The sequence below is a fragment of the Peribacillus sp. NJ4 genome, from assembly GCF_030348345.1.
In the GTDB taxonomy this organism is placed as follows: domain Bacteria; phylum Bacillota; class Bacilli; order Bacillales; family DSM-1321; genus Peribacillus.
Map to the genome: position 1 here is coordinate 1,092,992 of NZ_JAUCFQ010000001.1, position 13,510 is coordinate 1,106,501.

The window sequence follows — 13,510 nt, forward strand, 5'->3', positions numbered from 1 at the left end:
AGCACGTCCAAGGGAGACCCCGCAGGCTTGCGCCGAGTACGGATTAAAAAAACTGTAGGCAACTCCATTATTATCGAGTTTATCTACAGTGTGTAAGGTGCCGATCATGGCACATTCCTGTTGTCGACAAAAGAGGTTCCATCTATATGTTAAAACAAAGTTGATTGGAACGTAAGGTACGAGACTCCTGCGGGAAAAGCGCGTCAAAGGGAGACCCCGCAGGCGCTTGCGCCGAGGAGGCTCCCGGACCGCCCGCGGAAAGCGAGTGCCTGGAGTGGAAATCAACATCTAAATTGTAACCATAACCGAGGAGTTGAAGGTGTTGTTTTGGGTCAGTTGGTTCAGGAACATCATTTGATGAAAGTTACGTTTTCCGAACCCCTTTTGTCTACAAACTGGAATCATGACGAAGTCATGATTCTTTTTTTTTTGTCCTTTTTCGAAGAAGGGAATTAGGTCAGAGTTCCTGCAATACGTGGTATCTTAGCCATTTCTTCAGTGGCGCTTTGCACTTTTCTATGTAAATGAACGTAAGAATTCAACAAGTGGATGGTGAAAATTTCACTTAATTGGATGGTCCGAAAATTGGCTGTTCTTTTATTATAGAGAAGTAGGCTTGTTCTAATATATTTACTCAGTAAACACGAATCGCGAACTACTTGGACAATATAATTTTGACATGCAAATTAGGTGCGATTTTTTATGTAGTTACACTACGATATACGATGAGAATCGGAATAATTTGAAATGGTTCAAGGAAATAGATAATAATATTGGGAGGCGTTGAATCATGACGATAAGTGTAATATTAGTAGTAGCCATTAGTTTAGTTGCTCTGGTTGGCACCCTTTCATTAACGGGGAAGAGTGATAGTGATTATTCTGCAGCAACGAGAGGGAATTTGTTGAACCTTAGTTATATTTATATTGGTCTTGCCCTAGTATTAACTGTGGGCATCATCTACTTCGTAATAAAATTAGCCTAAGATACCACGTGAATGATTATTATAATAGCGTATCAAAATGCATAGTAATATAGGCTTAAATGTATAAAGGTCATGTTTTGTACGAGTGATTTACAAGACATACTCTATTTGTTGAAAAATGTGAATTCGTTCACAAACCGTGGCGAAAATATGAATAAAAAAATCACCTTTGTAAGCTGAGTGAACAATCAAATGAAGTCTTTGACATTTATGGATAAAAAATTATATTGATTGAGTTTAATTATGTTTTGTGCCCTCCTTCAAGTACAACTTTTCACCAAAAATGAAACGTTAATAGAACGGTCACTTCAAAGAAAAACTGACCGCCTCTTTCATTTAATAATTAAATTATAACGTCGCGGAGATGATCAAATATGACAGTGCCTGTATTGATTTTGACAATTATCTTAAGCTTGCTTAAATTATTAGTTACCTGTCTTCCAACCGATGCAGTGAATTGGATTATGAGTAAATTTAAAATGCATTCAGAAATTAGTGATGCTAATGCAATCGTAACCTTTGATGAAAAACGTTTGGAAGGTGAAGACAAAATTCAAGTAATTAATTATTTTAACGAAGCTAAGTTTTTGAAAAAAAATCATATATTCCCAGGGAACGAGAAATTGTTTTTACATCCAGAGAACAGTGGGACTCCAATAATAATTGATACTAAAAGAGGGAAAAACGATGTTAGATTATTTGTGTACATTTACAACGACCACGTGGATGTAGTCAAACAGCACAAGAATAAAGTAGTTGCGTATAGTCTTCTTTCCGAGAGCCTCCAAGAACGTTCCATGCCAGTAATAAGGAATTTAGTTTAAAAGGAACAAAAAAAAGACGTCTTTTAAAGTGAACTGCACCCCAATTGTTAGTAACATCTAATCAATTGGAGATGCAGTTTTTTTATATGATGAATAACGAAAATGACTTTCGGTCAGGTTTAGCTAAACAAACAAACTGATAAATTTCAGCGGCCGAAAGTCAGTCGGTCGCGGTTAATACCTTTAAAGTCTTTTCCCTGATGCTTATCCTGTTTTTATAATCTTTAGCAACCAACTCTGTATATATTAAATCGAAAAGTAATAGTAGCGGAAGCAATGGAGAGATGTTTTGTCCCATATGCAGGCTATTTTTGCTGGTGACCGATAGCGATATATCACCAAGCTGTGAGAGCTCGGAATTTTTATCACCAGTAAAAACCAAGATGCGCGAGCCTTGTTCCTTTGCGATTTTAACTGCGCGAATCACTTCTTTTGTTGCTCCGGAAATGGAAATGCCGATGACAACACTATTCTGGTCACTTAAAGCTGCGTCCATCATTGACTGGTGGGGATCTGTAATAGCCTCAACAGATAAGCCAATCCGGAAAAACTTGGATTTGAACTCCTGGGCGGCTAAACCCGAACTCCCTATTCCATATACATGTATCTTCTTTGCCTGTGTAAGGAAAGATACCGCTTTCTGGATATCGTCATATGTGGTTATATGAAAGGTATTATCTATGATACCTAAGTGATCTTGGTACAGTTTAGCGAAATAATCCACCTGCTTGATGTCCTTCATATTTTTCGGTGTTTTTCGGAGATCCACGAACCTTTTTAGCTCATGCCTGAACTCATTAAACCCAGAAAAGGCTAATTTTTGGCAGAAACGCGTAATCGTTGCAGGCGAAATATGAAGCTTTTTAGCTATTTGACTAATGGTTAACTGACTTACTTCTTCAGGGCGTTCCAGAATGTATTTGGCCAATTCTTCTTCTGTTTTGGTGAATTTGCCCATACTGCACTCGATGCCATATATGAGGTTTTCTGCTAGATATTCCATCTGATCCCCCATTTCAAATTACTTATATGTATACCTTTTATAGTTTAATGTATCCATTAGGGACGTCAATAACCAGAACGGATGGCTACAGGAATATGAATCAAAAAAGAGACCCAAACTATTGACAGTCTGGGTCATTTCATTACTATGTGCAATTTTCTATTCTTGGATAGCATCCACGAATCTTTTAGTGATTTGCTGCGGTCTGGTAATGGCACCGCCCACTACTACTGCATGGACATTCATATCCAATACAGAGCGGGCGATTTCTGGTGTTATGACATTTCCTTCAGCGATCACTTTCGCTTTTTTCACTGCTTTTACTATCTCTTTGAGCACAGCATAATCATCCTGATATATTTTTTGGCCAAATGTTTCGTTCGTATATCCGTATAAAGTGGGTGCTACAATATCGAATCCTAACTGTTCGGCGTATACTGCTTCCTCTATGGTGGATACATCAGCCATTAGTAAAACATCCGGATATTTAGCTCTTATTTCGTAATAAAACTGTTTTAACGTTTTACCGTCCGGTCTTACCCGGGCTGTAGCATCCGTCGCAATGATTTCCGCTTTAGTTTCCATCAATGCATCAATTTCGGCCATGGTGGGAGTGATAAAGACATCATTTTGTCCATACACCTGTTTAATGATCCCTATGATTGGAAGGTCCACATTTTTCTTGATTTCCATTATGTCAGCTACGGAGTTTGCGCGAATGCACTTCGCACCGCCTTCTTTGGCAGCAATGGCCATGCGTCCCATAATAAAAGAGCTGTGCAGCGGCTCATTCTCCAATGCTTGACAAGATACAATTAAGCCTTTGTGAATTTGATCCAGCACCTGTTGCATGTTTAACACTTCCTTATCGTTATCTATGTTCTCAATGACCCAAGAATTCTTCCACTTCATTTTTGATGATCGTTACTTGGGGACCGTAAACTATTTGAATGCCATTCCCTTTTTTTACGACGCCTTTTGAACCGGTTTGTTTAATGACGTCCTCTTTCACCAATGATTCATCCTTTACCGTGACACGGAGACGGGTTGCACAGCAATCGACTATATCGATATTTTCCTGTCCGCCTAATCCAGTAACGATGGTCTGGGTTCTCTCTGATGCCGTTACTTGTGTAACAGCGGCCTGTTCATCATCTTCACGGCCAACCACTTTTAAATTCTTCTTCCTGATCAAGAATTTAAAAGTGAAGTAGTATAGGAAAAACCATGGAATGCCGACGAGAAGTACATAAACCCAGTTTGTTTTACTGATACCCTGGAGAATCCCGAATAAAGTGAAATCAATAAATCCTCCAGAGAAGGTTTGACCGATTGTTATATTGAATATATCTGCCATCATGAAGGCAAGCCCGTCAAACAAGGCATGAAAAACATAAAGGATTGGGGCGACAAATAAGAAACTGAATTCAAGCGGTTCGGTAATGCCTGTTAAGAAAGATGTTAAGGCAGCTGAAAGAAGCAAACCGGCCACGACTTTCTTATTTTTAGGTTTAGCGCAGTGATAAATGGCCAGTGCAGCGCCTGGTAAACCAAACATCATCGTGATGAACCGTCCGGACATGAACCGGGAAACACCCTCATAGTACTTGACAGTAGTTGGATCGGCCAATTGCGCAAAGAAGATATTCTGAGTCCCGCTTACAATCTGCCCTTTAATCTCCATCGTCCCGCCTAAAGCTGTTTGCCAGAAGGGAAGGTAGAAAATATGATGCAACCCTAACGGCCCGAGCATCCGTAATATGAATCCGTAAAAGAAAGTCCCAATCGTACCTGTGCTCGTTACCAGCGCACCTAATTGGTTAATGAGAAGTTGGAAATAAGGCCATACGATAAAAAGCACGGCTCCAACCAAGATGGACGCGAAGGAAACGATGATTGGAATGAAACGGGAACCACCGAAAAACCCTAAAACTTGCGGAAGCTGAATTTTATTATATTTATTGTGCAGAAATGCAGCAGAGATACCTACTACGATACCGCCAAACACACCAGTCTCCAGTGTTTGGATCCCGACCGCCATTCCCTGTCCGGCACCTGCCAGATTCTCTTTGGCAAGTTCCCCGTTTATTAGAAGCAGTGCATTTATTGTACTGTTCATGACGAAGTAGCCGATCATGGCTGCAAGTGCAGCGGTCCCTTTATCCGAGCGTGCCAAGCCCACTGCAACACCTACGGCAAAAATAACCGGCAAGTTGCCGAATACGATGCTTCCTGCAGAACTCATGATCGTGAAAATGGCCTGCAGCCAAGCAAAGTCTAAAAAAGGATAGGCCTCAACTGTATTTGGATTAGAAAGAGCACCGCCAATTCCCAGCAATAAACCGGCCGCTGGCAAAACGGCAATCGGGAGCATAAAAGATTTACCGAACTGTTGCGCTTTCTCAAAAGCTTTCTTCATATTAATTCCTCCCTCATTTAACGAGCCCTTTGATACTCTCTATTTTTAATCGCTCTATACTAGCTATATTAAATCCTTATGAGAGCGTTTTCAATGCGATGCAAGGTTATATCAATGGTTTTCAATCTTGCGCTTATTTCTCTGAAAAAGTTTTCATTAATAGAAGGTGCGGGCTTGGATATAAAGTTATATGAATATATTGAAATCCTCATTTGTTTATTTTTATAATTCGTGTATTGGTAAGTAAATGTACGTTTTTTATGAAAAAAAACATTTTTTTGTACGAAATCCGAATATTATCTTGTGCAATTCTGAAAAAGTATATATAATTACCTCAAATGATAGTTTGGCAGGTGATAGTCATCTTACCGATAAACTCTAACGAAACGAAGAAATTGCTTTCTCATATGTATAATGAGGTATCGAAGGAATTGTTCGGCTTTGGTACGACTTTGCTAAAGGTTACCATTGAGAAGAATGTGATTACATTTCAGGCCAAACATCGACGTGCCCCGCGCTCTGAAGCTTTAGAGGGTGAAGTTCCCAGCCTGAAGCAGGAAGTTGACTTCCATATGTCACTGCTTTATAAAAAGAAACTGAGACAAAAGCTGGAAACGCAAACGGATTGGGATATTGAAGCCGTCCTGAGGGATTATGACTCAGCGACGCAGCTGGCATTCACCAATATTGTATTGAAGGAAAATTAATATAATCATATAAATGGATTTCCACTCGGATTTATCTGGAGGGAACGCCACAATAGAACCAAATGATAAGTTTTATCTTTGTTTACAAAGAAAAGACAATCTTGGGTAGAATTTCAATTCTATTTAAGATTGTCTTTTTTTACATTTATATCAGTAAAAAGGAAATTTTAAACAATATGAAAGTGGAGGTTTGAATGATGAAAAAAATGATTAGCGTATTAATGGTGTTATCCCTTTTCACATTTGTTTTAGCTGCATGCTCTTCAAAGGAGGATGGAAAGAAAAAACCAGCCAAATTAGTCGTTTCCACTTGGGGATTCGCCGATGATTTCTTCCGGCCGGAAGTCTACGCACCATTTGAAAAGAAGCATAATGTCGAGATTGTCGTTGATTCAGGAAATAATGCAGATCGACTGAACAAGGTACGCCAAGCGAATAGTGATGTGGATGTTATCTATTTATCCGACTACTATGCACAGCAGGGCATCGATGAAGGCTTATTTGAAAAAATTGACCACAGTAAAATTCCGAATATTGATAATATATACGACAAAGCAAAAGCACCAAATGGCGAGGACTTTGGACCAGCATATACCATTGCACAATTTGGCATTGCTTATAATCCCGATGAAGTGAATAAGCCAATTACGTCTTGGAAAGATCTTTGGAGCAAGGATTTGGCAGGGAAGATAACGATCCCGTCAATCACATCAACAACTGGACCGATGTTTTTGGATGCCGCTTCAAAAGTCAGCGGAAGTAAAGAGTTCAATGAAGATAAAGCCTTTGATCAAATGAAAAAGATCATGCCGAATGCGGTAAAGGAATATGGGCAAACATCTGAGTTCGTAAACATGTTCTCGCAAGGGGAAATTGCTGCAGGCCCGATCATGGAAATGTATTTTGGCGATTTACAGGAAGCCGTTCCTCAAGCTAAGTTCATTTCACCTGAAGAAGGCGGTTACGCAGTGATGAATACGGTGAATATTGTAAAAGCCAGCGATCAAAAAGAATTGGCCGGGGAATTCATGAATTACATCTTAAGCAAGGAAGTTCAGGAAAAATCAGCGAAAGCGAAAGTGGATTCTCCTGTCAATACCGAAGTCAAGCTCTCTAAAACGGAAGCTAAAGGCTTAACATATGGGGATGACGTCATAAGCAGCTTGCGTGTGTTAGATATGAAGTTTGTAAATCAAGAATCTAAACAATGGATCGACCGTTGGAATCGTGAACTTACACACTAAGAAAAAAAAGAGGTGTGCTTGATGAAGAAAAAAATGATTCTTGATGTGGATACTGGAATAGATGATGCGATCGGGATCATTCTTGCTGTTAAAAGCCGTCAATTCGACATATTGGCGATTACGACAGTGAACGGGAATGTATCACTTGATACGGCCACACTGAATACATGCAAAATATTGGATTTATTGAATGAACAGGACATTTCAGTCATAAAGGGGGCAGATAGCCCAATTATCAGGAGACCCTTTTTTGAACACCGAATCCATGGCGAAGACGGGATTGGCGGAGCCTTGAAGGATGTGCCGGTCAAAAAGCAGCCTGATGATGGATTTGCATCTGATTTCATCATCAATTCCATTTTGAATTTTCCTGATGAAGTGACGCTTGTCATGACGGGACCTCTTACGAATTTGGCATTAGCGGTGAAAAAATGTCCGCAAATCACCAAGCTTGTTAAAGAAGTCATTTTCATGGGCGGTGTTGTACAAGGGGTTGGCAATGTCACGCCAACTTCTGAATATAACACGTATGTCGATCCTGAAGCAGCCAAAATCGTCTTACAGGCGGGATTCGAATCGATCACGCAAGTGGGTCTTGATGTCACGAGAAAGGTTCTATTGGGTGAAGAGCATATCCAATTGATTCAAAACGATGCACTTGCTAGCTATATAAGCGAAAGTACATCCGATTATCGGAAAAGGTATTTTGAACGTAATGGTATATGGGCTTGTGCGATGCATGATCCATTAGCTGTAGCCATTGCTTTGCAAAATGATCTTGTCACTAGAGAAGAATATTATGTGGATGTAGAAACAAAAAGTGAAATTTGTGACGGACAGATGGTTTGCGACTTTCAAAATAGGCTGAATAAGCCGCCAAATGCGCATGTTTGTCTTGACGTGAATGCGGAAGCGTTTTTCGACCTGTTCATTCGCATAATCAATTCATAAATAATACGAACAGGGGGTTCCGAGGTGAAAAAACGCTATCTATACCTGTTGCTGTTGCCAGGGGTTCTATTTTTAACGATATTCATGATCATTCCAATCCTATTGACGATTGGCACGACATTTTTTACTGAAAGCGGCTTTTCCATACAAGGATATCTCGATTTTTTCAAAGATCGATACTTTATTGAAATACTGCTCACGACACTTAGGGTGAGTCTGTTCACGACCATCATTTGCATTCTATTAGGATTTCCAGCAGCTTATTATATTTCAAAACTGAAACAACGAAAAAAAGCGATCATGCTTTTACTGACGATCTTTCCACTATTGACAAGCCCTGTGGTTCGCTCATTTAGCTGGATGGTGATTATCGGTAAAAACGGCGTGGTGAATAAATTGCTTATGGGCATGGGCCTGATTGAAAAGCCGCTTGATATTTTATATACGCCTACTGCAATCATCATCGGATTGGTCCATTTATTCCTGCCATTGATCATCGTGACGCTGGTTGGTGTGATGGAGAACATCGAGACGGATTTATTAAAAGCGGCGGAGAGCCTTGGAGCGTCAAGATTGGCAGTATTCTCAAAAGTGATCATTCCGCTTTCGGTTCCAGGTTTGGTCATTGGCAGCATCCTTGTTTTTGTAGGGAGCTTCACTGCCTATACGACGCCTGCTTTACTAGGTGGGAAACAGCGGGTCATTTCGACATTTCTTTATCAAAACGCCATTACATTGAACGAATGGCAAGTGGCATCGATTGTCGCCACCATCATGATTGCCGTGACCGTTCTAATCATATCGATCATGAATGGTTTGGCAAAAAAATTAAATCCAAAGGGGTAGAGGTGTATGCAGGAAAAAAATCGAGGATTGGCCCTGTTTACTCTCCTGGTGTTTCTCTTTTTACTAGGGCCTTTGCTTATCATATCCGTTACGTCATTTGAAGGCGGAAATATTTTGAAATTCCCGCCGGAAGAGTTTTCTTTAAGATGGTACGAAAATATTTTTAATGTGGAAATGTTTTTGGTCGCTTTTAAAACTTCCATCCTTGTTTCACTCGGAGGCAATCTTTTGGCACTGTTACTGGGAGTGCCAGCTGCCTATGCATTGAGCCGATATGATTTTAAAGGGAAAAGCGTGATTAATGCATTTTTCGTTTCGCCAATATTAATTCCGGGAATTGTGCTGGGCTTTGCATTTTTACGTTATATTGTCGGAACTTATCAGCTTCCGATATATGCGGCCCTGTTTGTTGGACATACTGTTATCATGCTGCCGTTCATCATCCGTGTGATTTCTTCAAGCTTATCAAACTTTGACTTTTCCATTGAAGAAGCGGCGGAGAGTCTCGGAGCCAGTAAATTGGGGACATTCTTTACAGTCGTCCTCCCGAATATAAAATCAGGAATTCTAGCGGCAGTCATGATCGCCTTCTTGGAATCCTTCAATAATGTAGACATTTCAGTTTATATGACAGGCCCTGGGGTAAGTACGTTTCCGATCCAGATGCTGACGTATGTAGAGAACTACTTCGATCCTACCATTTCGGCCATTTCCGTATTACTCATGTTCCTAACGGCTTTCTTCATGTTTATAGTAGAACGGCTCATGGGCTTGTCTTATTTCACAAAACGATAAAGGAGGTAATGATGGATGGCTTTATTCACTTTACAAGATATATCTGTAGCTTATAACAAACAGAATATATTAAAGGATTTCAATCTTGAGATAGAAAAAGGGAAACTGGTATCCCTTCTTGGCCCGAGCGGCTGTGGGAAAACGACGACCCTGCGTTTAATTGCCGGGTTTTTACAGGCGAACGAAGGGAAGTTTTTATTTAAGGAAAAGGACTATACGAAAGTGCCCGTTAACAAGCGGAATTTTGGCTTTGTGTTCCAAAACTATGCATTATTCCCGCATTTGTCGATATTCGATAATATTGCATTCGGTCTCCGCCTTAGAAAGAATTCAAAAAGTGAAATTGAAAAAAAAGTGATGAATGTGCTCGAAATCGTTAATTTAAAAGGGTTTGAAAAGAGATATCCCCAAGAGCTTTCCGGGGGGCAAAAGCAGCGGGTTGCGATTGCCAGGGCACTGGTGATTGAGCCGGACATCCTATTATTCGACGAGCCATTGAGTAATCTTGATGCGAACTTAAGGGTGAATATGAGAGTCGAGATTCGCCGTATCCAGCAAGAGCTGGGTATTACGACTGTGTATGTCTCCCATGACCAAGAAGAATGCTTTTCCATTTCCGATCAGGTAGCGATCATGAATAAAGGGATCATCGAGCAGCTTAGTGACCCTGCCACCATTTACAAATATCCTGAAACCAAATTTGTCGCAGACTTCATCGGTTTTAAGAACTTCATTGAGTTTGATAAGCGGACGGATCATGAAGGCAAAATTGAACTGAATAAGTCTGGCTACTCATTTGTGCTGCACAAGGATGCACAGATGACCAATTCGACTGGAAAAATAGGCGCCATCAGACCGGACGATCTGTTGATCAGGGAAAAAGACAATGTTGGAGCGGTCCTGGAAAATAGTTTATCAGGCCGGGTTAAGGTAAGTACGTATCTGGGAAGAAGCTATCAATATGTCGTTGAAACGCCAATAGGGGATTTCACTGTGAACAAGGAAATGACGGAATCCTACCGGACGGGGCAGGAAATCATCCTTGAAATTCCGAGAAACCAGATGGTGCTTGTTGACTAGCTTAGGAGGGTAAGTTATGCGAATGGATATGCTTGTAAGAGATATCAACGTGTTTAACAGCTATTTTAAAAGATTCATTAAAGGGAATGCAGCCATCAAGGATGGAAAGTTCTATTATATTGGAGAACGGGAATTGGATGCCTTCGAGCCGGATAGAATCGTCGATGGACAGGGGAAGTATATGGTTCCAGGTCTGATCGATATCCATCTACACATTGAAAGTACAATGGTCACGCCGGCCACGTTTTCCTACGGGTTAATCAAAAACGGCGTGACGACGATCGTGCCTGAACCGCATGAAATGGCCAATGTTTTCGGAATTTCCGGTGTGAAGGAAATGATCAAAGCGAGTAAAGATTGCGTAGCGGATATGTTTTATGCCATCCCGAGTTCTGTTCCTGCGACATCGATGGAAACGACAGGCGGTTCTATCGAAATAGGCGACATAGATGAATTGATGCAAACAGAGGACATTATATGCCTCGGCGAGATCATGAATTACTATGAGGTCATATCCGACCCGGATTGCAAGACGAACAGGATCTTGTCCCATATCCGTTCCCGCTATCCAAATCTGATCATAGAGGGGCACGTTCCAAAGCTGCTCGACTTGGAACTGCAAAAGATTATTTATGCCGGAGTGAATTCAGATCATACACACCAGACCGTAGAAGGGATGGATGCGAGGATCGCAGCCGGAATGTTTATTGAGATTCAAGAAAAATCAATGACTGAAGAAGTGATTGAGTACTTGAAGGAAAAGCAGGTGGATGAGCATTTCTGCTTTGTCACCGATGACGTCATGACCGACTCTTTCCAAAAAAGAGGACACCTGAATGTCCTTTTAAAGAAAGCCATACAAATGGGGATGTCCCCGGAAAAAGCCATCTATGCATGCACGTATACACCTGCACAGCGGATGAGGATGTATGACCGCGGCGCCATTGCGCCAGGAAAAGCGGCAGATTTTCTGCTTGTATCCAACTTGGAAACATTTGATATTGAACAAGTATACAAAAAAGGCGAGCTAGTCTATGAATCTTCCCGGCCATATGTGCAAGAAGTGAAGGAAAGACAATTTCCTGAACATTTCTATCAAAGTGTGAAACTAGCGGAACTTACTGAAAACGATTTTAACATCCCAATTTCAGACAAGCATGGACACAGCAAGTGCCGGATCATCAACGTGCAGAATGGTTCCACTTTCACAACGGAAACCCATGATTTTATTGATGGGAAGAATGGTGAATTATGCTGGGAAGAAAGCCCTTATGGTTTAATCGCAACATTCGAGCGATACGGGAAAAACGGCAACAGGGCGCACGGATTAATCACCGGCGATGTTTTGAAGCGGGGAGCGGTTGCCACAACCTATTCGCATGATAACCATAATCTTTTGGTGATTGGCCATAACAAGCAGGATATGCTGCTTGCCGCCAACGAAGTGATAAAGAAGCAAGGCGGAGTCTGTTGCGTTGAAGATGGCAAAGTCCTATCCATGATACCTCTTCCGGTAGGGGGCATCCTTTCCGAAGAGCCAATGGACATCGTATCCGAACAGGTTCAGCACCTGACAGATGCACTTAAATCGTTAGGCTATGAACATTATAATGTCATCATGTCATTAAGCACCTTATCGCTTCCTGTCAGCCCGGCCCTGAAAATAACCGACCATGGATTAATCAACGTGAATGAAGGGAAAATAGTCCCTCTCATAATGAATGATGAAGCTTAAACCGCAAAGGGGATTATCCAATGGATAATCCCCTATTCTTAATGACTTAACAGGATCAATAGAAATTTGAGTTAATTAAAACGGTCTCGTTAGGACGCCTTATCGTCATATATTACTAGCTAATCAGGAGATATGTTCAAATATTAGCTGTACTTGTAAATAAAGGGGAATAATCTGAGCTAGAATACGTCCTCTTATTTATTTTCATATATTTTCCATAACGTGAAAGATATGATAAAATAGAGGGACAACTGAGGATAGAGTGGGAGGTCACTGTTTTGCTTTTCCATCTAATTATAGATGGGAAAGGGGGTGACCGTATGATGCATTTCTTATTGAACTTAATTACAGATATGGGTAAAGAGATATTTGTTGCTGTAGCAACCAGTCTAATCCTGTCTGCGTTCGCCAAGAAAAGGAAAAAGAACCACTCATCCTCGCAAGATCGCAGTGGTTCTTCTTCTGACCAAGATTAAATTGTTTAGAAAAGTGATCGCTCACTCTTGCAGTTGTCACCCTCATGTTACCAGCATGGGGGTGTTTTTAGTTTATGTTAATATAAGGATATCATACCCCAATTCTAATGTAAATATTCAAAACTGAAAAGGGGAGGTACTGAAGCATTATGGATGTTAAAGCTAATTCCCCCTTTGTTTTACATGAATAGATTCGAAGGATGGCCCAAAAATGAAAAAATGAATTGACTCTTTCTTACTGATATGGTATGTTAATTCCAATCTAAGAAAAGGTGTGGTGTTTTATGTCGGGAGTAGGTATCAACTAATTTAGTTGAATAAGGTTTTTAATCACTGATATGTCAGTGGATTAAGTATGCCTTTTTTCATAGTGCAACTCTGCATTGTGAATACCTACCTTAAGACTGCTTCCTTTTCCATAAATCGTGTAACATGTAGGTGTTAC

General features: G+C 40.7%; 13 protein-coding genes. 10 read left to right on the forward strand and 3 right to left on the reverse strand.

The annotated features are described in order from the left end of the window. The first annotated feature begins 790 nt into the window (after positions 1–790). Both QUF94_RS05500 and QUF94_RS05505 read left to right on the forward strand, forming a co-directional pair. Positions 791–985 (forward strand): hypothetical protein, encoded by a 195-nt coding sequence (locus QUF94_RS05500; RefSeq protein WP_061464872.1) that lies wholly within the window; start codon positions 791–793, stop codon positions 983–985. 374 nt (positions 986–1,359) lie between these two features. Continuing rightward, on the forward strand, positions 1,360–1,809 hold the full coding sequence (locus QUF94_RS05505; RefSeq protein WP_289314955.1) for a YfmQ family protein: 450 nt from the start codon (positions 1,360–1,362) through the stop codon (positions 1,807–1,809). Between the two features lie 160 nt (positions 1,810–1,969). Here QUF94_RS05505 and QUF94_RS05510 read toward each other — a convergent pair whose 3' ends face one another. The 3 genes from QUF94_RS05510 to QUF94_RS05520 all read right to left on the reverse strand — a co-directional run bounded on the left by QUF94_RS05510 (position 1,970) and on the right by QUF94_RS05520 (position 5,231). Beyond that, positions 1,970–2,812, reverse strand: a complete 843-nt coding sequence (locus QUF94_RS05510) for a MurR/RpiR family transcriptional regulator (RefSeq protein ID WP_289314956.1) — start codon at positions 2,810–2,812, stop codon at positions 1,970–1,972. 159 nt (positions 2,813–2,971) lie between these two features. Beyond that, entirely contained in the window at positions 2,972–3,664 is a 693-nt protein-coding gene (locus QUF94_RS05515) for an N-acetylmannosamine-6-phosphate 2-epimerase (RefSeq protein ID WP_289314957.1), read from the reverse strand. A gap of 31 nt (positions 3,665–3,695) precedes the next feature. After that, a complete protein-coding gene (locus QUF94_RS05520) occupies positions 3,696–5,231 on the reverse strand; it encodes a maltose/glucose-specific PTS transporter subunit IIC (RefSeq protein ID WP_289314958.1) in 1,536 nt (511 codons plus the stop codon). A 338-nt stretch (positions 5,232–5,569) separates the two neighbouring features. Between QUF94_RS05520 and QUF94_RS05525 the strand changes: the two genes are divergently transcribed. From QUF94_RS05525 to QUF94_RS05560, 8 genes are all read left to right on the forward strand, one after another. Next, a complete protein-coding gene (locus QUF94_RS05525) occupies positions 5,570–5,938 on the forward strand; it encodes a DUF2294 domain-containing protein (RefSeq protein WP_370016368.1) in 369 nt (122 codons plus the stop codon). Positions 5,939–6,135: 197 nt separating this feature from the next. Then, entirely contained in the window at positions 6,136–7,182 is a 1,047-nt protein-coding gene (locus QUF94_RS05530; RefSeq protein ID WP_289314959.1) for an ABC transporter substrate-binding protein, read from the forward strand. 21 nt (positions 7,183–7,203) lie between these two features. Next, positions 7,204–8,133 (forward strand): nucleoside hydrolase, encoded by a 930-nt coding sequence (locus tag QUF94_RS05535; protein ID WP_289314960.1) that lies wholly within the window; start codon positions 7,204–7,206, stop codon positions 8,131–8,133. A gap of 24 nt (positions 8,134–8,157) precedes the next feature. Next, a complete protein-coding gene (locus QUF94_RS05540) occupies positions 8,158–8,979 on the forward strand; it encodes an ABC transporter permease (protein WP_289314961.1) in 822 nt (273 codons plus the stop codon). Between the two features lie 6 nt (positions 8,980–8,985). Further along, a complete protein-coding gene (locus tag QUF94_RS05545) occupies positions 8,986–9,774 on the forward strand; it encodes an ABC transporter permease (RefSeq protein WP_289314962.1) in 789 nt (262 codons plus the stop codon). A 15-nt stretch (positions 9,775–9,789) separates the two neighbouring features. Then, positions 9,790–10,854 (forward strand): ABC transporter ATP-binding protein, encoded by a 1,065-nt coding sequence (locus tag QUF94_RS05550; protein WP_289314963.1) that lies wholly within the window; start codon positions 9,790–9,792, stop codon positions 10,852–10,854. Positions 10,855–10,870: 16 nt separating this feature from the next. After that, on the forward strand, positions 10,871–12,589 hold the full coding sequence (locus QUF94_RS05555; RefSeq protein WP_289314964.1) for an adenine deaminase: 1,719 nt from the start codon (positions 10,871–10,873) through the stop codon (positions 12,587–12,589). 278 nt (positions 12,590–12,867) lie between these two features. Then, on the forward strand, positions 12,868–13,065 hold the full coding sequence (locus QUF94_RS05560) for a hypothetical protein (RefSeq protein ID WP_289314965.1): 198 nt from the start codon (positions 12,868–12,870) through the stop codon (positions 13,063–13,065). The last annotated feature ends 445 nt before the right edge of the window (positions 13,066–13,510 follow it).

Bases quoted from the DNA above. Each gene is read 5' to 3' on its own strand.
- QUF94_RS05500 (WP_061464872.1), top strand. From the start codon at position 791: ATGACGATAAGTGTAATATTAGTAGTAGCCATTAGTTTAGTTGCTCTG.
- QUF94_RS05505 (WP_289314955.1), top strand. From the start codon at position 1,360: ATGACAGTGCCTGTATTGATTTTGACAATTATCTTAAGCTTGCTTAAA.
- QUF94_RS05510 (WP_289314956.1), bottom strand. From the start codon at position 2,812: ATGGAATATCTAGCAGAAAACCTCATATATGGCATCGAGTGCAGTATG.
- QUF94_RS05515 (WP_289314957.1), bottom strand. From the start codon at position 3,664: ATGCAACAGGTGCTGGATCAAATTCACAAAGGCTTAATTGTATCTTGT.
- QUF94_RS05520 (WP_289314958.1), bottom strand. From the start codon at position 5,231: ATGAAGAAAGCTTTTGAGAAAGCGCAACAGTTCGGTAAATCTTTTATG.
- QUF94_RS05525 (WP_370016368.1), top strand. From the start codon at position 5,570: ATGATAGTTTGGCAGGTGATAGTCATCTTACCGATAAACTCTAACGAA.
- QUF94_RS05530 (WP_289314959.1), top strand. From the start codon at position 6,136: ATGAAAAAAATGATTAGCGTATTAATGGTGTTATCCCTTTTCACATTT.
- QUF94_RS05535 (WP_289314960.1), top strand. From the start codon at position 7,204: ATGAAGAAAAAAATGATTCTTGATGTGGATACTGGAATAGATGATGCG.
- QUF94_RS05545 (WP_289314962.1), top strand. From the start codon at position 8,986: ATGCAGGAAAAAAATCGAGGATTGGCCCTGTTTACTCTCCTGGTGTTT.
- QUF94_RS05550 (WP_289314963.1), top strand. From the start codon at position 9,790: ATGGCTTTATTCACTTTACAAGATATATCTGTAGCTTATAACAAACAG.
- QUF94_RS05555 (WP_289314964.1), top strand. From the start codon at position 10,871: ATGCGAATGGATATGCTTGTAAGAGATATCAACGTGTTTAACAGCTAT.